The sequence below is a fragment of the Alteromonas salexigens genome, assembly GCF_025628895.1.
Classification (GTDB): Bacteria; Pseudomonadota; Gammaproteobacteria; order Enterobacterales; family Alteromonadaceae; genus Alteromonas; species Alteromonas salexigens.
Genome location: NZ_JAOTJC010000007.1, coordinates 265453 through 286823 on the forward strand (window position 1 = coordinate 265453; position 21371 = coordinate 286823).

19 protein-coding genes are annotated in these 21371 nt (G+C 53.5%); 8 read left to right on the top strand and 11 right to left on the bottom strand.

The features are described from left to right. Positions 1-119: 119 nt before the first annotated feature. Together OCL06_RS08655 and mutY are read right to left on the bottom strand one after the other, a co-directional pair. On the bottom strand, positions 120-392 hold the full coding sequence (locus OCL06_RS08655) for an oxidative damage protection protein (RefSeq protein ID WP_262993511.1): 273 nt from the start codon (positions 390-392) through the stop codon (positions 120-122). A gap of 32 nt (positions 393-424) precedes the next feature. Beyond that, positions 425-1471, bottom strand: a complete 1047-nt coding sequence (gene mutY, locus OCL06_RS08660) for an A/G-specific adenine glycosylase (RefSeq protein WP_262993513.1) — start codon at positions 1469-1471, stop codon at positions 425-427. Positions 1472-1553: 82 nt separating this feature from the next. On the opposite strand from mutY, the gene OCL06_RS08665 reads away from it, so the two are divergent. The 6 genes from OCL06_RS08665 (at position 1554) to arcA (ending at position 8292) form a co-directional block, all read left to right on the top strand. Continuing rightward, entirely contained in the window at positions 1554-2252 is a 699-nt protein-coding gene (locus tag OCL06_RS08665) for an alpha/beta fold hydrolase (protein WP_262993515.1), read from the top strand. 93 nt (positions 2253-2345) lie between these two features. After that, on the top strand, positions 2346-3065 hold the full coding sequence (gene trmB / locus OCL06_RS08670; protein ID WP_262993517.1) for a tRNA (guanosine(46)-N7)-methyltransferase TrmB: 720 nt from the start codon (positions 2346-2348) through the stop codon (positions 3063-3065). Beyond that, positions 3062-4150 (top strand): methyltransferase, encoded by a 1089-nt coding sequence (locus OCL06_RS08675; RefSeq protein WP_262993519.1) that lies wholly within the window; start codon positions 3062-3064, stop codon positions 4148-4150. The genes trmB and OCL06_RS08675 overlap by 4 nt, the downstream gene beginning before the upstream one ends. Positions 4151-4260: 110 nt before the next feature. Beyond that, positions 4261-5688 carry a glycogen synthase GlgA gene (gene glgA / locus OCL06_RS08680; RefSeq protein WP_262993521.1) on the top strand — a complete coding sequence of 476 codons (1428 nt, stop codon included), beginning with the start codon at positions 4261-4263 and terminating at the stop codon, positions 5686-5688. Positions 5689-5793: 105 nt separating this feature from the next. Then, positions 5794-7425 (top strand): sensor histidine kinase, encoded by a 1632-nt coding sequence (locus tag OCL06_RS08685; RefSeq protein ID WP_262993523.1) that lies wholly within the window; start codon positions 5794-5796, stop codon positions 7423-7425. A gap of 159 nt (positions 7426-7584) precedes the next feature. Continuing rightward, positions 7585-8292: a two-component system response regulator ArcA gene (gene arcA, locus OCL06_RS08690; RefSeq protein WP_262993525.1), complete on the top strand. Its 708-nt coding sequence runs from the start codon at positions 7585-7587 to the stop codon at positions 8290-8292. Between the two features lie 78 nt (positions 8293-8370). Here arcA and pmbA read toward each other — a convergent pair whose 3' ends face one another. Next, on the bottom strand, positions 8371-9702 hold the full coding sequence (pmbA, locus tag OCL06_RS08695) for a metalloprotease PmbA (protein WP_262993527.1): 1332 nt from the start codon (positions 9700-9702) through the stop codon (positions 8371-8373). A 71-nt stretch (positions 9703-9773) separates the two neighbouring features. On the opposite strand from pmbA, the gene yjgA reads away from it, so the two are divergent. Both yjgA and OCL06_RS08705 read left to right on the top strand, forming a co-directional pair. Next, on the top strand, positions 9774-10325 hold the full coding sequence (gene yjgA, locus OCL06_RS08700) for a ribosome biogenesis factor YjgA (RefSeq protein WP_262993529.1): 552 nt from the start codon (positions 9774-9776) through the stop codon (positions 10323-10325). Beyond that, positions 10325-10669 carry a hypothetical protein gene (locus OCL06_RS08705; protein ID WP_262993531.1) on the top strand — a complete coding sequence of 115 codons (345 nt, stop codon included), beginning with the start codon at positions 10325-10327 and terminating at the stop codon, positions 10667-10669. The genes yjgA and OCL06_RS08705 overlap by 1 nt, the downstream gene beginning before the upstream one ends. A 50-nt stretch (positions 10670-10719) precedes the next feature. On the opposite strand, the gene tldD is transcribed toward OCL06_RS08705, so the two are convergent. Genes tldD through OCL06_RS08745 form a run of 8 tightly spaced genes read right to left on the bottom strand, consistent with a single transcriptional unit; the run spans position 10720 to position 21343 of the window. Beyond that, the gene (tldD, locus tag OCL06_RS08710; RefSeq protein WP_262993533.1) at positions 10720-12162 is read right to left on the bottom strand and encodes a metalloprotease TldD; all 1443 of its coding nucleotides are present in this window, start codon (positions 12160-12162) and stop codon (positions 10720-10722) included. Next, on the bottom strand, positions 12155-12973 hold the full coding sequence (locus OCL06_RS08715) for a carbon-nitrogen hydrolase family protein (RefSeq protein WP_262993535.1): 819 nt from the start codon (positions 12971-12973) through the stop codon (positions 12155-12157). Before OCL06_RS08715 ends, tldD begins: the two co-directional genes overlap by 8 nt. Beyond that, positions 12933-16820 carry a YhdP family protein gene (locus OCL06_RS08720; RefSeq protein WP_262993537.1) on the bottom strand — a complete coding sequence of 1296 codons (3888 nt, stop codon included), beginning with the start codon at positions 16818-16820 and terminating at the stop codon, positions 12933-12935. Before OCL06_RS08720 ends, OCL06_RS08715 begins: the two co-directional genes overlap by 41 nt. Before the next feature lie 16 nt (positions 16821-16836). After that, a complete protein-coding gene (rng, locus tag OCL06_RS08725) occupies positions 16837-18303 on the bottom strand; it encodes a ribonuclease G (protein ID WP_262993539.1) in 1467 nt (488 codons plus the stop codon). Continuing rightward, positions 18300-18884: a Maf family protein gene (locus OCL06_RS08730; RefSeq protein ID WP_262993541.1), complete on the bottom strand. Its 585-nt coding sequence runs from the start codon at positions 18882-18884 to the stop codon at positions 18300-18302. The genes rng and OCL06_RS08730 overlap by 4 nt, the downstream gene beginning before the upstream one ends. A 14-nt stretch (positions 18885-18898) precedes the next feature. Then, the gene (mreD, locus tag OCL06_RS08735) at positions 18899-19378 is read right to left on the bottom strand and encodes a rod shape-determining protein MreD (RefSeq protein ID WP_373318467.1); all 480 of its coding nucleotides are present in this window, start codon (positions 19376-19378) and stop codon (positions 18899-18901) included. Then, the gene (gene mreC, locus OCL06_RS08740) at positions 19378-20262 is read right to left on the bottom strand and encodes a rod shape-determining protein MreC (RefSeq protein ID WP_262993545.1); all 885 of its coding nucleotides are present in this window, start codon (positions 20260-20262) and stop codon (positions 19378-19380) included. The genes mreD and mreC overlap by 1 nt, the downstream gene beginning before the upstream one ends. 37 nt (positions 20263-20299) lie before the next feature. Beyond that, positions 20300-21343 (bottom strand): rod shape-determining protein, encoded by a 1044-nt coding sequence (locus OCL06_RS08745; RefSeq protein ID WP_218309325.1) that lies wholly within the window; start codon positions 21341-21343, stop codon positions 20300-20302. Positions 21344-21371: the final 28 nt, after the last annotated feature.

Here is a 21371-nt window from a genome sequence, read left to right on the forward strand (position 1 = left end):
CAGGTAATAACCCGTTGCGCTGTGGGTGCGTATTAAACGGATTTCACTGCCCTAAGTCAACCGCTTTTTGAGGATTTTTATTCAACTGCGCGATGTTTGCACAATATGGGCTAGATCGCTCAGCTTTTAGGCGGCACATAGCCTTCAATGGTCGGCTCTTTGCCTTCGAACAGATAAGCCTGCATTTGCGCTTCAAGAAACTGGCGGGCGCTGGGCTCCATCATATTCAGCTTATTTTCGTTGATCAGCATGGTTTGTTTTTTCTGCCACTCGGCCCACGCCTCTTTTGAAATATTGTCGAAAATCTTTTTGCCCAGTTCACCGGGATACAGCTGAAAATCCAGGCCTTCGGCGTCTTTTTGCAACCGCTGACAAAATACTGTTCTGCTCATATACGTAATACCTTATTGGTTAGACACCCGGTCTACAGGACCGTGGCTATCTGTTTAATAATTTTCTGCGTGGGCGCTGCCAGCCCCACTGTAACGGGTTGATCGATATCAAACCAGCGCTCTGCCCGTTCGGCCACCTGTTGTAACGGTGCCGCCCCACTCATGGCCAGTACCGGCTCAATATCCAGATGAAAGTGGCTGAAGGTGTGTCTGAACGGCGTTAACGGTAGCCACTGACAATCGTCGATACCCATGGCGCGTAACGTCTGTGCAGCCTGCTCCCGGTTGTCACACTCAAGAAACCCGTATAAACCGCCCCATAACCCTTCCGCCGGTCGCTGACGTAAGTATACCTGACGCCCGAATGCCGGCACCACCATCAACGTATTGCGCACCGGCAGCGTTTTTTTCGGCTTCTTACCGGGAAACTCGGACTGTGTGCCCTGTGCGTATGCCAGACAGTCGGCCTGTAACGGGCAGTGATCGCAATGAGGCTTGCTGCGGGTACACACCATGGCTCCCAGGTCCATCATGGCCTGCGTATAGTGGTGACATCGCGTGGCAGGCGTGTGCTGTTCCGCGTGAGCCCACAGCTGGTTTTCTACTTTTTTCACACCCGGCCACCCGCCGACCGCATAATAGCGGGCCAATACGCGTTTCACATTACCATCCAGAATAGGATGAGACTGGTGCAATGACAGCGACAACACCGCCCCCGCGGTAGAACGGCCTATGCCCGGCAGTGCCATGACCTCGTCCAGCGTCTCAGGAAACTGACCGTTGTGTTCATCGCGAATGCGTTGCGCGGCCTTATGCAAATTGCGGGCGCGGGCATAATAGCCAAGTCCGGTCCATAAATGCAGAACGTCATCCTGGGGAGCATCCGCCAGTGCCACTACATCCGGGAATGCTTGCATAAACCGTTCAAAATAAGGGATCACCGTGGCAACCTGAGTTTGCTGCAACATAATTTCCGACACCCACACTTTGTACGGGGGGACATCCTGTTGCCATGGCAGGTGCTTACGGCCATGCTCATCAAACCAGGCGAGAACGCGACGGGCAAAGGAATCTGACATCTTTACAACTACATCAACACAAAGAAAATAAGGCGGGTATGTTACCATGCCGCCATTCAATTTAGGTTAAATGGGGTTCACCATGGCGCAACTTCCGGTTTTATTCTTACCCGGCACATTATGTGACGAACGGGTGTGGCTGCCTGTATGGCGCCAGCTGACACTCTCCCAGCGTCGCTACATTCCATTACAATGGGCCAGCACACTGGATGACATGCTGATGCTGACCGGTGATAGAGTATTGCCCGATGAAAAGGTACACCTGGTGGGTTTTTCCATGGGCGGTTATGTCGCCGCGCAGTGGACGCTGGCTAATCCGCAACAGGTCGCGTCACTCACCCTGATAGGATTTAACCCGGATGGGTTTTCAGCCGCCGAACTCAACCGCCGCCAGCAACTGGTAAAAGCGCTGAAAGCCGGTCAGTTCGACCCCGCCAGCCCGAATTACCTCAATCGCTTTGTGCATGCCTCGTTACCCGGTGACAGCGCCGTGCGACAAACCATCATCGATATGAGTAATGATTTAGGCAAAAGCACCCTGCTGGCGCACACCCAGTCCACTACACCCCGTGAGGCCCTCACCCGCCAGCTCAGCCAGGCGAAATTCCCGGTTCATCTGATAGCTGCTGAAGCCGATGAAATCGCGCCATTAGCCGACATACAACAGGCGGCTGATGGATTGCATCCAAAGAGCTTTAAAACCCTCACCGACACCGCGCATATGATGCCACTGGAAGCGCCAGAAGCCGTGGCTGCCCTGCTGGCGGAGACAGTGCAATAATGCATAAAATTGCAGCGAAACGATTGCATTCACCCGGATAGACTGGATAATGCCGCACCAGTTAAAAAACACCCAATTCAGATAGGCATTGCAATGGGCCAATTTAAAAATCAGGCGGAAGCGGAAGCTGCCGGCGTTTACATCAGTAAAGTCAAAAGCTACGTGAAGCGTGAAGGCCGGCTGACCAAAGGTCAGGCACGGGCGCTGGAGCTATACTGGCCAACCATGGGAATTGAATATCAGGATCAACCGCTGAACCTGACCGAGGTATTTGGCCGGGAAGCGCCAGTGGTGCTGGAAATTGGCTTTGGTATGGGTAAATCACTGGTAGAAATGGCCCATGCCGCCCCTGAACTCAACTTTATTGGTATTGAAGTACACCGTCCGGGCGTAGGCGCCTGCCTTGCTGAAGCCGGTGAGTTAGGGCTTACCAACCTCCGAGTTATGGAGCATGATGCGGTAGAAGTACTGAAACACATGATCCCCGATGAAGGTCTGCACCGTTTGCAACTGTATTTCCCCGATCCCTGGCACAAGAAGCGTCATCACAAACGCCGTATTGTGCAGCCGGAATTTGTGGAAACGGTACGCAGTAAACTGCACATTGGCGGCTTTTTGCACATGGCCACCGACTGGGAGCAGTACGCCGAACATATGGCAGAAGTGATGAAGCAGGTGCCGGGCTATACCAATACTGCGGCCGAAGGCGATTACGTCCCCCGCCCTGATTACCGCCCCATCACCAAGTTTGAAACCCGCGGCCAGAAGCTGGGTCACGGCGTCTGGGACTTAATCTTCGAGCGCACACAATGATACTGAGCCCACAAAGCCAACTGCTGGAACGCAATCTCGACATCTTCGAACAGGGCGAGTGGTTGCTGGTTAATCCCAGCGATGCGTATTTCACCGACGCTCTCACTCACCGCTCTCTCACCGTGTTGCATCAGTATTTCGATGTATTTGCTGAAAGCGTACGGGTGATCCCGTCGGTGACATTCGACAGCCGGGATGTAAGTACCACAGTTAATGGCTTTGAATGTGAGCAACAGGTGGGCCAGCACCGGCATGTGTTTACGCCCTTCACGCAATGGCATGACCAGTTTTCTGATGTCATGGTTTCCCTGCCCAAAGCCAAGGCGCAGTTTCAGATGCTGCTTCGCATGGCTGCCGGTGCAGTCAAGCCAGGCGGACGTATCCATGTAGTAGGCGAAAACAAAGGCGGCATTAAAAGTGCCGCAAAACTCATGCAACAGTATGGGGCCACCCAAAAGGTCGACTCGGCCCGGCATTGCAGCTTGTTAACCACAGAGGTTAACGAGCCACACCTGCCGTTTGAACCGGAAGCCTGGGAAGACGCGCAGGATTACGAAGCCAATGGCCAACGCTGGCACGTGGTCTCTATGCCAGGTGTGTTTAGCCATGGCGAGCTCGATAACGGCACCCGCATGTTGCTGGATAAGCTGTCCACGACCCTTCGTGGTCACGTGATGGACTTCGCCTGTGGCGCCGGCGTAGTGGGCTGCTACCTGAAAACCTGTTACCCACATCTGCAGTTATCCATGCTGGATGTGAGCGCCATGGCACTGTATTGCACGTCGCGCACCTTGCAGGCCAACGAACAGACCGCCACCCTGATTGCAGCAAACGGGCTTAACGGCGTTGAGACGAACGTGGATCATGTGGTCACCAACCCGCCTTTCCATACCGGCATTAAAACTGATTACTCGGTGACTAAGCGGTTTATCAGCGATACGTCACGGATCCTAAGCCGTAACGGCAGCCTGCAGCTAGTGGCTAACCGTTTTTTACCCTACCCGGGGCTGCTGGCAGAACAATTCAACCAGGTCCATACTGTAGCTCAGGACACACAATTTTCGGTTTATTTAGCTACCCGCTGATGCAAATTTGCGCATCGGTGTGGTAACTTAATCAGGCAGTGGTCCCGCGCGTCCACTGGCTGACTATTGCCCTGCGCTCCCCTATGAGGCTGTGACAACGAGGTGACACCGTGAAAATCGTATTTGCCATATCGGAAGTGGAAGAGCTGGTTAAAACCGGTGGCCTGGCCGATGTGGGTAAAGCCCTGCCCCTGGCACTGCAGCGTGCCGGTCAACACGTATCCATTGTGATGCCGTATTACCGGGCTATCGCCAATGAGCATCAGTTAACCACTGTTTGTGAACGTCAGACGTTATTTGCTGAAAGCCAGGTCTATCATTTTGACGTACGTCACATGGAGTGGCACGGCATTAACGTGTATTTCGTGGATTATCCCGAATACTTCGACCGCGAAGGCCTTTACGCTAATTCGTTTGAAGCCTTTAACGACAACGGGGAACGCTTCAGTTTTTTCAGTGGCGCCGTATTGCAAACGCTGCAAGCGGTGGATGTACAACCAGATGTTATTCACTGTCATGACTGGCATGCCGCGATGTTGCCATTTTTGATGGCGTACGACAGATCCGGCTTCTTCTCAAACACGCGCTCGGTATTCACTATTCACAATGCGGCGTTTCAGGGTGTGAACCGACTGGAAGATATTCCATATCTGCGCCACCATCCGGGGATTTTGTCTCAGGTGCATGGCGGCTACGTCAATATGCTGCAGTCAGGCATTGAGTTTGCCCATAAGGTGACCACTGTCAGCCCCAATTATGCCCTTGAGTTGCTGACAAATCTGGGCAGTCATGGCCTGCATGATCGTCTGGTTACCCGGCAGGATGACCTCAGTGGTATTCTCAACGGTTGCGATTACACCCAGTGGAACCCGGCCACCGACAAGTTTCTGCCAGAAAATTACAGCGCCGACAACCTGCATCCTAAGACTGCCTGTAAGCGTAAGCTGCAGGACGCCTCCGGGCTGCCGGACAAGCCCGATGTGCCGCTACTGGGCATGGTCTGCCGGCTCACAGAGCAAAAAGGGTTCGGGTATTTGCTGCCAATTCTGGATGAACTGATGATGCACAACCTGCAGGTGGTCATTGTCGGCACTGGCGATCCGGAAGTATGTATGGATTTAGGCGAGTTTGCGCAGCTACACCCCACTCAGTTTGCGTTCATTAATGGCTTTTCATCGGAACACGCGCACTGGGTAGAGGCGGGCGCCGATTTCTTCCTGATGCCCTCCCAGTTTGAGCCTTGTGGATTAAACCAGATGTATTCACTGGCCTACGGCACAATTCCGATTGTGCGGGCCGTCGGCGGTCTGAAAGACACCGTGATTGACTACAGTCAGGGCGACCGCGCAACCGGTTTTACCTTCGATGCCCCAACCCCGGACGCCTTACTGAACTGTATCCGTCGCGCGCTGCTGTTTTACTATGAGCATCCGGCCCAGTTCCGTGAAATGCAGGTGCGCGGCATGCATACCCGCTTTACCTGGGATAAGGCTGCACAAGATTATCTCGCCCTGTATCAGAGCATGTTCAACGACTAAGTCAGACACAAAGCGGTGCCTTATCGCTTTGTGCTTTTCTTTTAGTGTGACTTGCGCCAGTATAAGCAAATAAGACAGCGAATATATAATATTAATAAGCGTAACATGACCGCACCGATGGTAAGGCTCTCAATCAGGAGCTTGTTTTTATGGGTAGTAATGGCCATCGTCACAATCACGCTGGTCATTTCTTCCGGACTCTCTATTTATTCGCAGGTGAATGCTTACGAAGAAGAGATCATCAATCATGTGGAAACGCTCACCGAACTCGTCGCCAGCAATGCGGAAATGTACATTGAGGACGGTGACGAATTTGCCACTACCACCAAGCTCAACAGCCTGAATGTCGCCCCGATTGTTCTGAACGTCAACGTGTACCGGTTTGCTACCGATCCCGACACCCGTTTTACGCTGTTCGCCAGCTACAATAAACCCGGTCAGGCGCTGGCCCGCCCCGAAGAACTCGATAGTGAGTACACCCGGCTACGCGGCAATTATATTGAAGTGGTACGTAAAGTTCGCGGCAATACTAACCTCAATGAAGTATTAGGTTATATCTTTCTGCGCGCCTCCGCAGAAGGCCTGCAGGAGCAGATAGGCAGTACGATTTTAATTAACCTGACGGTCATGCTGCTGATGATGCTGGTCAGCTTCCTGCTGGCTTTACGTCTGCAACGGGTCATTACTGACCCCATAGAGGACTTAGCAGACTTCCTGCAGCGTATTTCCCGTCAGCGCGACTATGGCGCCCGCTCCCGGAGTAGCAACGTGCGCGAACTGGCCATCTTGTCTGAAGCCGTTAACGTCATGCTGATGCGTATTCAGGAATATGTACAAAAACAACAGAAGGCTGAAGAGCAGCACCGTAAACTGAACGCCAGTCTGGAAGATATGGTAAGCCAGCGCACCGTGGCGCTGAAAGACGCTAACCAGGAACTTATCCAGACCCTGGAGAAATTGCACCAGTTCCAGCGCCAGATTGTTCAGAATGAGAAGATGGCGTCGCTGGGTGATATGGTGGCCGGGGTGGCCCATGAAGTTAATACCCCTATCGGGCTGGGCGTAACCGCCTCTACGATGATGCTCGACAGACTGGCGAACATTCAGAAAGAATTTGAAAGTAAAACGCTGAAAGCCAGCACCATGTCTAAATTCCTGGCCGAGAGTCAGGAAAACCTGAATATCATTTACCGTAACCTGAATCGTGCCGCAGAGCTGATTTCCAGCTTCAAACAAGTGGCGGTGGATCAAAGCAGCGAAAACAGCCGATCTTTTTGCTTTGCCCAGCTGGTTAATGAGATACTGTTATCTTTGCGGCCCCGCCTGAAAAAAGTCGGTCATAACATCAACATTGAGGTCGATCCTACCCTCACCGTTGAAAGCAAAGCCGGCCCAATTAATCAGATACTGATTAATCTCATTATGAACTCGATTATTCATGGGTTCGAAGGCATTGATGATGGCAATATCGACATTTGCGCGGAACTGATGGCCGGCAATAAATTAAAAATTGTCTACCGTGATGACGGCAAGGGAATTCCTCCGGATATTAGGAAACGAATTTTCGATCCGTTTGTCACAACTAAGCGAGGACAAGGCGGCTCCGGATTAGGGATGCATCTTGTCTACAACCTGGTAACCCAGGCGCTTAACGGGTCCATTTCACTTACCAGTGAAGAAGGCCACGGAGTAGAGTTTATCATTGTATTCCCGGTTGCCGGCGCAAACTCCGCTTAGCAGCCAGTCGGGCTGACCCCCGACGTCCTTGAATTTTACTCGCGAACCCCTATACCTAGAGAAGCGCAAATTAATGCCGGGGATATATTTCCCTGATTATCAGTACTATACTTTACCGATAGATTGCTTAAACCGATTGAAATAAGAGTGTGATACCCCATGCAGACGCCAAATGTGTTAATTGTTGAAGATGAAGTGGTAACCCGTACCACGCTAAAAAGTTTATTTGAGGCTGAGGGCTACAATGTATTTGAAGCCGAAAACGGCAGTGAAATGCATGATTTTTTCGAAAATCACACCATCAATCTGGTTATCATGGATATTAACCTGCCAGGCAAGAACGGCCTGATCCTGGCGCGTGAAGTCCGCGACCGTAAAAATGTAGGCCTGATCTTCCTGACCGGTCGCGACAATGACGTCGATCGTATTTTGGGGCTGGAAATTGGCGCCGACGATTACCTGACCAAGCCATTCAACCCCCGTGAACTGACTATCCGCGCCCGTAACTTACTGTCGCGCACCACCAGCTCGGCGGAAGACGACGACTTACCCAGCCGCGTCAGCTTCAATGGCTGGACACTTGACGGTGACAGCCGCTCGCTGATTTCACCCAGCGGCCATGAGTTCCGTTTACCCCGCTCTGAATTTCGTGCGTTGCACCTGTTTCTGAGCAATCCTGGTAAAATTCTCACCCGGGAACAGCTTATTATGGAAATGACCGGCCGCGAACTGCGCCCGAATGACCGCACTGTCGATGTCACCATCCGTCGTATTCGTAAGCACTTTGAGTCGGAGCCAAGCGATGAAGAGTTGATTGTGACTATTCACGGCGAGGGCTACCGTTTCTGTGGCTCTGTAGATGGCTAACGTCGCTACTTAGCAATCGGGTAATAAAAAAACGCAGCCGCCAGGCTGCGTTTTTTATGCGCTTAACTTAGCAGCGAATTAGCTGCCGGCAATCCGCATTTCGTTAATTAGCACCGAGCCAGTGTGGACACTGCCACGGGTATCCTGCGTAGCGCCGATGGCCTGAATGCCGGCAAACATATCTTTCAGATTGCCCGCGATGGTCACTTCATGAACCGGATACTGAATCACGCCGTTTTCTACCCAGAAGCCGGCCGCACCGCGCGAGTAATCGCCGGTAACCACGTTCACGCCCTGCCCCATTAACTCGGTAACCAGCAACCCGGTGCCCATTGTCTTTAAGAGTTCAGCATCACTCTGACCGGTATTGCCCACCAGCCAGTTATGAATGCCACCGGCGTGCCCGTTGCTTTTGGTATTCAGCTTGCGGGCAGAGTAAGTGGTATACAGATAAGTGGCCAGGGCACCGTTATCCACAATAGTCATATCGCGGGTGGCTACGCCTTCATTGTCAAAGTTGGAGCTGGCCAGCGCACCTTTAAGCCGCGGCTTTTCTTCTACTGTCAGCCATTCTGGAAATACCTGCTGGCCCAGCTTATCTAATAAAAAGCTGGAACGACGATACAGGTTGCCGCCGCTGATTGCGCTGACGTAATGTCCAAACAAACTTGAGGCCAGGTCCCGGTGCATCAGCACTGGCACTTTGGCGGTCTGAATTTTACGTGCGCCTAACCGCGCCACCGTGTTTTCAGCCGCTTCTTCGCCCACCTGTACCGGTGACAGTAAATCGCTGGCCTTACGACTGACGGTATAGGCGTAATCCCGTTGCATATCATCGTTATCGCCGCCAATCACCATACAGCTCAGGCTGTAACGGCTGCTGGGGTAACCGGCATTAATACCGTGCGTGTTGCCATATACCCGCATGCCCAGATTCGCGTTGTAGGATGCCCCATCGGAGTTGGTAATACGCTTATCATAATCCATAGCCGCCGACTCGGTTTCGATGGCCATTTTAATGGCGTGCTCAGTATCCAGTTGTTCAGGATGATACAGGTCGAGATCAGGGAACTCGGTGGCCATCAGCTCGGCGTCAGCCAACCCGGTGCAGGGATCCTCACTGGTATAACGGGCGATATCTACCGCTTTTTCCACCGCCAGTGTCAGCGCTTCTTTGCTGAGATCAGCGGTAGAGGCACTGCCTTTATGCTTTCCTACATACACGCTGATACCCAGACCGCCGTCATTGGTAAATTCAACATTTTCGACTTCGCGCATGCGGGACGATACGGCAATCCCCTGCACTTTTGACATGCTCGCCTCGGCCTGTGTGGCGCCTTTTTGTTTGGCCAGTTTGAGTACGTCGTCAACGATGGTTTGAATGTCTGCTACCTGCTGGTCAATCTGCATAGTAAGTTTCGCTGTCCAAGTCTGTCTGTGATGGTTACAATTTAGAGAAGTGTAACACTTATGAGTTCCAAATGAGCGATAACAAGCCCCAATCTGCCGAAGAAAACCGCTTCGGCGACCTCGAGCCACACGCTGCTGAAGAAATCAGTAAAACTGAGCTGAAGCGCCAGTCTGCCGAGCTACAAAAGCTGGGGCAGGCACTGACTGACTTGTCAGCCGCCCACCTCGACACCATACCGATGGACGAGGAGCTGCAGGAAGCCGTGCTTATCGCACGCAAAATTAACAAGAAGAAAGACGGTTACCGCCGTCAGCTGCAGTTCATTGGCAAGCTGCTCCGCCAGCGGGACGTGAGCGACATTCAAGCCGCCATGGCCCAGCTGACGAACAAACACCAGCAAGCCAACGCCGAATTCCACGCGCTTGAAAAAGCCCGTGACGCAATTATTCAGGAAGGCGACCCGGCTATTCAGCGTCTGCTGGAGAGTCACCCGACACTGGAACGTCAGAAGTTACGTCAGTATCACCGACAAATTCAGAAAGAGCGGAGCAATAATGCGCCGCCCAAGGCATTTCGTGAGCTGTTTCAATATTTGAAAGACAACGTACAGGGACAGACGTAATGGATATCAAAGCCTACATAGACTATTTCAGTGAGATAGCAGACTTACCCCGTGAGCGGCAATTTACCCTACTGGAACAGGCCCAGCAGCATGCTGCGAAGCGTTCATTTCTGTTTCGTACTGGCTGGCTGGAGCTATTCGCGCCAGGGCTGTGTATAGGCCTGCTGGCGGGACTGGTATACCTGTTTACCAACAGCTCACCGTGGCTTTATCTGGCTGCTGCGGTAGTGGGGCTGTTACTGGCGCGGGTGCTGATTAAGGAGCACCTGAACGCGAACATGCGAAAGGGGCTGCACATTGCCCTGCGTACGCGGGCTAAAGAAAAGAGAACGCCGCGCCACTGAGCCGGTGCGCTGGCCACAAAAAAAGGCTTCCGAAGAAGCCTTTTTTGCTATCAGGCGGTACCGCCGACGGTGAGTTCGTCAATTTTCAACGTGGGCTGCCCCACGCCGACCGGGACGCTCTGACCATCTTTACCACAGACGCCCACACCCTTATCCAGCGCGACATCATTTCCAATCATGGATATTTTCTGCATGACTTCAGGGCCATTGCCAATCAGCGTGGCGCCTTTAACCGGTGCAGTAATTTTTCCATTTTCAATCAGGTATGCCTCGGCACTGGAGAACACAAATTTTCCTGACGTGATATCCACCTGACCGCCGGCAAAATTCGGCGCGTAGATACCTTTATCAATGCTGGCAATAATTTCTGCCGGATCGTGCTGGCCAGCCAGCATATAAGTATTGGTCATGCGCGGCATAGGCAGATGCGCATAAGACTCCCGGCGGCCATTACCGGTCGCCTTCACGCCCATCAGCCGCGCATTCATCTTATCCTGCATGTAGCCAGTCAATATGCCATCTTCTATCAGCACGTTACGCTGGGTGGGGGTGCCTTCATCATCCACCGACAGTGATCCGCGGCGGTCTGCCAGGGTGCCATCGTCCACCACTGTGACGCCTTTGGCAGCCACCCGTTCGCCCATCCGGCCGCTGAAAGTAGACGCGCCTTTGCGGTTGAAGTCACCTTCCAGGCCGTGGCCCACGGCTTCGTGCAACAACACACCAGGCCACCCATTACCCAGTACCACCGGCATGGTGCCGGCAGGAGACGCTACAGCCTGCATATTTACCCGCGCCATGTGCAGCGCATCGTCGGCAAGCTGCTCGTAGTAGGGTTTACCGTTGTCATCCTGAGTAAAGAAGGAATACGCGTAACGACCACCGGCTCCGGCGCTGCCCCGTTCACGGCGATCACCGTTCTCCAGCAACACCGAGCAATTCAGGCGCACCAGCGGGCGCACATCGGTGGCCAGGGTGCCGTCGCTGGCCGCCACCAGCACTTCTTCGTACACGCCACTCAGACTGACCACTACCTGATTAATCCCGGGCTCCTGACGGCGAATATACCCGTCTACGGTTTTCAGTAAGGCGATCTTCTCCGCATCCTGCATAGCCAGAATCGGATTGTCTGACTGATAACGTGCCGGATAACTGCCTCGTTGCAGCGAGGCCACTTTTGCACTGCCGCCTTCCGGCGCGATGGTACGTGCCGCTTTACAGGCGTCCGCCAGTGCGTCAGGGTTGATGTCATCTGAATACGCAAAGCCGGTTTTCTCGCCGCTGATGGCACGCACACCTACCCCGCGTTCAATGTTGTAACTGCCCTCTTTGATGATCCCATCTTCCAGCACCCAGCTTTCGTGCTGGCTCGACTGGAAGTATAAATCGGCAAAGTCGGTATCGTGACGGTGGATTTGACCCAGCGCCTTCTCCAGTGCCTGAGTGTCCAGTCCGGAATCGGTAAGTAGGTGGCGTTCAACGTTATTAGACAAAATGACTCCTGAATCGGTTATGTGCTTGCACGGGAATGTTTTGTTTCAGCTCCTCCCGCTCACTAATATCTACCTGGCACCGGGCAATGCCCGTTGCTTCGCCCAGCTCCGCCAGAGTATCGCCCCACGGAGAGTAAATGACACTATGACCAAAGGTTTCGCGACCGTTTGCATGGACGCCGGTTTGATTCGCGGCGACCACAAAACATTGCTTTTCAATGGCGCGGGCACGAACCAGAGTATGCCAGTGGGCCTCGCCGGTATGTTGTGTAAAGGCAGCAGGCAACACCAGTATGTCTATGTCGCCCATGGCTTCAAACAACCCGGGAAAGCGTACATCATAACACACCGCCAGCCCGATTTTGCCAATTGGTGTGTCGGCCACCACTACGTGCTCACCGGGCTTGGTAAACCGGGATTCCTGATACGACCCGGTACTGTCATTCACTGACACATCGAACAGGTGAATTTTCTGATATGCGGCAACGCGCTCTCCTTCCGGGCCATACAACAGACAGGAAGCCGCGAACTTATCCGTTTCATCTGACTGCATCGGAAAGGTGCCGGATACCATATAGCACTGGTGCTCTCGGGCCAGCTCTGACAAACGTTGCTGAATAATCCCCTGGTCCTGTTCTTCTGCTATCGCCAGTTGATCGCGGTCACGACAACCAAACCGGGCGAAACACTCGGGCAGCACCACGAGCCTGTCCTTGTGGGGTTCCAGTTGGGCCAGATGCGTGGCTACCGCATCCAGGTTCTCCTGCACATCAGGCGTCGATGTCATTTGTATCGCTACCAGCTCTACCATCCCGCACCTCCATATTAAATCGTTGTAAATCATCCTCGTTCAGCGGCGCACCCTGCTCCTGGGCAGGCGGTGTGGCTTTGGCAGGCAACTCAATGTCTTTGCTGTCTCTGCCAATCTCGTTGATCACCGGCTCACTGATGGTGCCGGTAACGTGGTAATTCACGTTCGAAATCACTTTTGCCGAGGTAAGCACCTGATCAATAGCAAGTGCCGCCAGCGCCGTCTGTGGTGTGGCTAAAAAGTACACCAGGAAGGGAAGATTCCCTGTAACGTTGGGCGCGAACGACACGTTGTAGTTCAATTTTTTTGCCACCAGGTCGGTGTAACCCTGAATTTCTATCTCACCCGCGCCACCGTCAATTTCGGTGTCATCGGTGAACGCTTTACCATCGGTTATGGTCAGCGAACCACCCATCTCGTCGTAGAAAAACCCTTTGGCAAACACATCCCTAAAATCCAGGCTCAGTTTCCGCACCAGCGAGTTCAGGCTGAATAAAGTGAAAATTCGTGAGCCCTGATCGCTGATTTCCGTGAGGTAGCCATCGGTCAGTCCCCAGTGGATATCGCCCGTAACCGATGCCAGGGTGAAATCCATTGGCGACTGCGGCCAGTGAAGGTCGAAGTCGATGTCGGCTTCGGAATCTTTGATACCTGAGTCGATACCGTACTCACTTAACATCGCCCCCACATCGTCACTGCGTAGGGTGCCGGTCATATGTGTTTGGTTAACATGGTTGTTGAACAGCCACTTACCGCTGGCCAGCAGGGTGCCGTGCCGGCCCTCGGCTTTCGCCTGACGGACAATCATGCCATCGGGTGCCCGGGTCACATCCAGGGTGACCTCCCCTAAATCCCGGCCCAATAAGCTACACTGCTGACAATGAAAGTAGACGGGCGGCAAGGTATCTGCATTCCAGCTTTGCGCTGTGGCATCTTCATTACTTTCCCACTGTGCCAGGCTCAGGTAGTCCGCTTCAATTTCGATACCTCGCTGCAGCCATTGGTCATAGAGGTTGATCGTGGCTCTGGCCTGCTCAGCATTTACATCCAGTAGCCAGTTGTTGTTTACCTGTTTGGCGGTCACTGCCACATCGTTAAGGGTCTGGCCGGCGAATGTCAATTCACCGGTGTTGGCAAAAATCCGCTCCGGCACGCCAAACAAGCCGCCCTCACCCTCACTACTGCCACCAATCAGCATCTCGATAGTTTTATACCAGCTGCCCACATCAATTTTATCCAGCACGGCAGAAATACTGAATCCCACGCCTAAGCCGACGAAATCAGAATTACCCAGGGCCAGATGCGCACGGGAAAACTGGAACTCCTGATGAGGCAGAATGCCGTCGAACCGCACTTGTTCACCCAGACTGGCCGCAATGGTCGAGGTGTGCTGGTTTCCTTCGCTGCTGACACTGAGCATCATCGGCTGACCCGCCTGCTTATTAAATGGCGCAGGTAGTGCCGACCCAATACCGGTTAACGGTGCGGTAACCGTGGCAGTGTAGGAGAATCCGTCCTTGGGGATCTGCAGGCTGACCTGTGCCTGCCAGTCGCTTTCCCCGCCCAGATAATTGCCCAGCGCCGGGTTAAAGCGGTTACTCAGCGGTGCCACCGACCATTTCCCCTGTAAGCCCAGCGCAACCATATAGCGGTCATCTTCGCCGTAGCCATCCATTTCCAGCGTCACCGGCTGCTCAAGCAATTTTGCCTGCAGGCCGGAAAACTCCACCTTGTCGTTATTAAAGTGAATGTCGCCGCTAGCCTGCGTAAATGCCATCTGTGTGGGGACCACGTAGATATTGTTATCGTTCAGCGTTGCCGTGCCACGGGCTATGGGTTTATCCCCGTTAAAAGGGATAGCCAGCGACAGTGACGTAGTGAGATCGCCGGTTACCTGAAGGCTGTCGGTCAACAGGCTGCCTAACGAGTCCCGCAGCATGGAGTTCACCATCAGTGCCGTCACGTCTTCGGCACTGCCTGTGCCGGTTGCATCAATGGTCAGGGTGGACGACGCACTCAGCGTGGGTATTTCCGCCCGCATGTTTGTCACATCCACCTGTTGCAGTTTTCCACTGCAACTGGCAATTACCAGGCCGTCATTTTCAAACTTCAGTGATAAGTCCAGCGCTGTCAGGCCGGGCCAGTCGGGGGAGAACTGAAAATCGGCATCGCTGATCCCCACAATGGCCTGAAAGATGCCGCTGTTGTCGGTAAAGGGAAAGTCACTGGCCTGGCCATCCCAGAGAATACGGGCATGTTCGATATTGCCCTCGCCTACGAACGCATCCCGCAAATACGCGGTGGTTTTCTCTCCCATCAGTGGCTCAGGCAGCAGATTGCCTACTTCATTCAGTGCCAGCGGATTAACCTGGGTGATACTTTGCAGCGCCCCTGACTGCACGTCATAGCGTGCTTGCTGGTGTAAGGAAAGTTTATTGGTTTCCAGCGACAGGTTTGGTGTTTCCACCCACCACGCGCGCTCATCTCCTTCCCCCGCGGCATACACATAAATATCGGCACTCAGCTTATCCACGCTCAGGTTATCACTAAGCAGGTTGTCGGTTTCCAGCGTGCTGTTGTGACTGGCCAGACGAATACTGCCTTGATTGTGAGACCAGTACACATCCACATCCAGTGACGATAAGCCCGGAATGAGCTCTGCCTGCGACCAGGATACATCCAGTAACTTAGCCGCGACGGCGGGTCCGGCCGGTGTCCACTGTAACTGCAGCGTGGCCAGCTGCCCCTCGGGCTGCATAGCATCTACCTGCGCTACGCTGGTATCGGAGCTGAACAGTGGCAGCAGCATAGAAAACGGATTGATAGCCACCGGCTTCACCGTATTCAGCAACAGTTCGCCATCAGGAGACAGCTTCCCCACTAAATCAGTCACTAACGTCTGCCGGTTGGAGTCCAGAATGAGCTGATCGACCCGTAAGTTCCAGTCATCGTTCACCGGTAAGGCCTGAATACTCCCGCCACGGACCCCGGTATACACCGCGTTGCCGGTTTCGCCGCTCCATTCCAGCAAGCTGCGCTCGAAGTTCACGTGCACCCGGCTTAACGCACTGTTTTTTACTTCACTCCAGACTTCGAAGTTGGCCCGGCTTTGCGAGAGTGGCCGCTGAATTTTCAGCCACTCGCTGACCCACGGCGAAATATCCAAATCTTCTGCTTTCGCATAGAAGAGACCCTCGAGATTGTCCTTGTCACCGTAAAGGTCGAGAAGAAACGAGGCCGAATTACTGGAGACATCCCGCACCTGAATAGATCCGCGCCCCTGGTGGCGGTTGCCCTGGTTAATCCACGACAAGGCTTCCAGGTCAAAGGTCTGGGGTTTACCGTTACGGGTGAGCGTTACCTCTCCCTGATGCAGAGAAAACTGCTGGAGCTGTTCAAGAAACAAATGCTGCAGGGCGTCGACTACCGGGTAATCACTGTCCGATGCCCCTTCCAGACGTTCGGCGTCAATATCAAGTTTCAGACCTACCAGTTCGAAGCGCCGGGAGGAAACCACTTGCTGGGCCAGCGAGGACCAGAAATCCAGCTCTACATACACTTCATCGATTTCCAGCGCGACCGGCGAGGAGGCGCTTTTGGCCAGTTCAACCTTATTCAGTACTACGCTGGGACCGTTGCTTTGCCATACGGCGTGGACACTGTTTATCGACAGGTCTACCCCGTAACGCTGGTTTACGTAGTCTTCAAGCAGGTATTTTTTGTGCTCTATATGGGGCAGTGCGTAGCGCATGACGCTGAGCAATACAGCAAACAGCACCAGCAGTGCGGCCAGGGTCAGCCACAACTTTTTAACCAGCCAGGTTGTCACTGTGCTTAGTTTAGTCACCTTTCGCCTTCTATCGTCACATCATGACTACGTCGTATTTATCCTGGTTGTACAGGGGTTCGGTCTGCACTTTGATTTGCTTTGAAACGAAGACTTCCAGTTCCGCCAGCATGTGTGATTCTTCGCCCATCAGCGCTTCCGACACTTTGGGAGAGGCATAGACCACGAACTTATCGGCATCGTACGCCCGGTTCACCCGCACGATTTCACGCATGATTTCAAAACAGATGGTTTCTACGGTTTTCACCGTGCCCCGCCCCTTGCACACCGGGCACTCACCGCACAGGATATGTTCCAGGCTTTCGCGGGTGCGCTTGCGGGTCATTTCAATCAGACCCAGCGCCGTAAAGCCATGGATATTGATTTTGGCGCGGTCTTTACTGGTGGCAACCTCCAGACTATGTAAGACCCGTCGTTTATGATCCGGTTCCACCATATCGATGAAATCAATAAGGATCATGCCACCCAGATTCCGCAACCGTAGCTGCCTGGCGATAGCCGCCGTGGCTTCGGTATTGGTGTTGAAGATGGTTTCTTCCAGATTACGGTGCCCTACAAACGCACCGGTATTAATATCAATGGTGGTCATGGCCTCGGTCTGATCGATAATCAGGTAGCCGCCGGATTTCAAATCTACCCGCCGTTCCAGGGCGCGCTGCCCTTCGTTTTCCACATCGTAAAGGTCAAAGATGGGACGGTCACCGCGGTAGTATTCCAGCTTGCCGTTCATCTCCGGCACGTACTCTTTGGTGAATTCATCCAGCTCCTGATAGGAGAGCTTGGAGTCAATGCGGATCCGGTCGAGCTCGGTGCCGACAAAGTCCCGCAGCACCCGCCGGGCCAGCGGTAAATCTTCGTACAGGACATTGGACTTGCGCTTTTTCAGACGTGACTGAATTTTATTCCACAACCGGCGTAAAAACTCCGCATCCTGGGTAAGTTCCCGTTTACTGACGCCCTCGGCGGCGGTACGTAAGATAAACCCACCTGCTTCGTCACAAAGTTCCTGGACCAGGGCTTTCAGACGATCCCGCTCAGTTTCATCTTCGATGCGCTGGGAGACACCCACGTGGGTCACGCTGGGCATAAATACCAGGTAACGTGACGGGATGGTGATATCTGTGGTCAACCGGGCGCCTTTGGTGCCAATGGGATCTTTGACCACCTGAACCACAATATCCTGACCGTCTCTGACCAGCTCACGGATATCCTGCTTTTCAATGTGACTGGCCGAGACCTCTTCTACTACCTCATTGTGGATCACAATGTCGGAGGCGTGCAGAAATGCCGCTTTATCCAGCCCGATGTCGACAAAGGCCGCTTGCATACCGGGCAGCACCCGGGACACTTTGCCGCGATAGATATTCCCCACCAGGCCACGCTTGGTGTGCCGCTCAACATGAATTTCCTGCAGAATGCCGTTTTCTATCAGAGCAACACGGGATTCCGATGGTGTGACGTTTATCAGCAGTTCTGCACTCACAACTGTACTCCAAAGCGTGATAGTAAGAGCCGGGTTTCATAGAGTGGCAGGCCGACCACAGCGCTGGCACTGCCTTCGATAGCTTTAACAAACTGTCCGCCAATGCCCTGGATAGCATAGCTACCGGCTTTGTCTGACGGTTCACCCGTCTGCCAGTAGCGCACAATATCCTCATCGGTAAGGGGAGCAAATTCCACCTTGGTCCGAATACATTCGGTAACCTCTTCGTTGCAGTCACGGGCACTGATGGCCGTAAGCACATCATGCGTACGTCCTGAGAGAGCCTGCAGCATACGCCGGCTGTCGGCCAAATCCCGGGGTTTGCCCAGGCTTTCGCCATCCAGGGCAATTAACGTATCGGAGGCCAGTACCACATGGTTTGTCTGCTCGTCGTCATCCAGCAAAGCAAACGCTGCCCGGGCTTTTTCGCTGGCCAGCCGGGTCACCTGCGTGAGCGGGCTTTCCTCACCCTGCCGGGATTCATCGATGTCCACCGGTCTGACCGTATGCGCAATGCCTAGCTGGTTGAGTAAGGCTGTGCGGCGGGGTGACGCCGAGGCCAGTATGAGCGATTTTGACATTCCACACTCCTGATTCAGGTTACACGCAGCTGGCGTCTTGCTTTACGCAAAATCCAAAAGATCCAGGGCCACAATACCATTGACGTGAGCACCGGCCATAAATAGGCAAACTGAAAGTATACGTCGGTCAGCAAATGCTGTAGCCAGAACACCACTAAATGATACAAGGCGCTGAGCAAGCCGATAATGATGGCCTGCTGCCACACAGAGTAGTTGCGCAGACGCTGATAATTCGCTGCCAGTACATACACGGAGACGCTCAGCGCCAGACTGTGGATGCCCAGCGCCGTACCCAGCAGAATATCCAGGGCGATGCCACACAGAAAGGCAATGCCCACATTGACCCGGTGGGGAAGTGCCATGGCCCAGTAAGCCAGCACAATCAGCACCCAGTCAGGACGATACATATCAACCTGAATGGGTAGCGGCATGATTTGCAGCACCAGCGCGATGATAATACTAAAGAAAATAGCGTAATGACGGGTTTTTACTATCACGGCGAGTCCTCTTGCGCGGTGTCGCTGACCGGCGCGGTGGTGTTTTCTGACTTGGACTCATTCTCATGTGGCCATAACAGCAACATGTAACGCAACCGATTTAACCGCGCCAGCGGCCGTGCTTTAACACGGGCAAACGGGCGGCTTTCATCACGCACCACTTCGGTCACCCGCGCTACCGGATAGCCTTCCGGAAACACCTTGCCGAGACCGGAAGACATCAGCAAATCACCTTCCCTCACATCCACACTATGCGGCACATGCTCCAGAAACAGCTCGTCCAGCGACCCACTGCCGGCGGCAATAAAACGAATATTATTGCGCACCGAGCGCACCGGAATGGCGTGGGTGAGATCCGATATCAGCAGCACCCGGCTATTGGTGGTGCCGACTTCCATCACCTGCCCCACAATTCCGCGGTCATCCAGCACCGATTGTGACATGTACACGCCATCGATAGCGCCTTTGTTAATCACCACCTGCTGGCTAAACGGATTATTATCTACCGCCATCAGTTCACCCACCATGCGCCGCACCTGCGGTCTCACTGGGGCATCGAGTAACTGACGTAATTGCGCGTTCTCACTTTCCAGGATTTCAAAGCGTTGCAGCCGCTCGCTCATTTTTACCACCTGGTTGGTGAGGCGCTTGTTTTCTTCTATCAGATGTTGCTGCGAGGTGAGACGTTCCGCGGATTCGCTTAACAGTACACTGGGCAAATTGGCCAGGTATTGCAGCGGGCTCATAAATGAATTCAGATAGACACGGGTTGACTTAAAGCCGTCCAGCTTGTGGTCGACAAAAATCAACAAAACCGACAGGGCTACTGCGAGCGCAAGTCGGTTATTCAGTGAGGGGCCACGAGTGAAAATGGTATCCATATTGGAAAAAAGGGCGACTTAATGTCGCCCTGTCCTGTTATTCGTAGCTAAACAGGTCGCCGCCGTGAAGGTCGATCATATCAAACGCTTTACCACCACCACGCGCAACACACGTTAACGGATCATCCGCGATGACCACCGGGATCCCGGTTTCTTCCATTAACAGTCGGTCTAAGTCTTTCAGCAGTGCACCACCGCCGGTCAGTACCATGCCCCGCTCAGAAATATCGGAGGCTAACTCAGGTGGCGATTGTTCAAGGGCAACCATAACGGCAGACACGATGCCCGTCAGTGGCTCCTGCAGCGCTTCCAGAATTTCATTCGAGTTGAGAATAAACCCACGCGGTACGCCCTCTGCCAGGTTCCGGCCACGCACTTCAATTTCGCGCACTTCCTCGCCCGGATAGGCCGCACCAATTTCATGTTTGATGCGCTCGGCGGTGGCTTCGCCAATCAGCGAGCCAAAGTTACGGCGAATATAATTAATAATGGCTTCATCGAATTTATCACCACCAATACGCACCGAGGAAGAATACACCACACCGTTCAGTGAGATAATCGCGACTTCGGTGGTACCGCCACCAATATCAACCACCATAGAGCCGGTGGCTTCTGATACCGGCAGGCCGGCACCGATGGCCGCGGCCATGGGTTCGTCAATCAGATACACTTCCCGGGCGCCAGCACCCAGTGCGGATTCTTTAATTGCGCGACGCTCTACCTGGGTCGACCCACAGGGTACACAAACCAACACGCGCGGACTCGGGCGCAGAAAATTGTTGTCATGTACCTGTTTGATGAAATGCTGAAGCATCTTTTCGGTCACGTAGAAGTCGGCAATAACACCGTCTTTCATGGGCCGAATAGCGCGAATATTGCCAGGCGTACGGCCGAGCATCCGTTTGGCTTCAGCCCCTACTGCCGCCACGCTCTTAGGGCCGGCAGCACGCTCCTGGCGAATCGCAACCACGGATGGCTCGTTCAGAACGATGCCCTGATCTTTTACGTAAATCAGCGTGTTGGCGGTTCCGAGGTCGATGGACAAGTCATTAGAGAACATGCCTCGAAGCTTTTTAAACATGAAGAGTTAATTCCTGTAACTGTGCTCA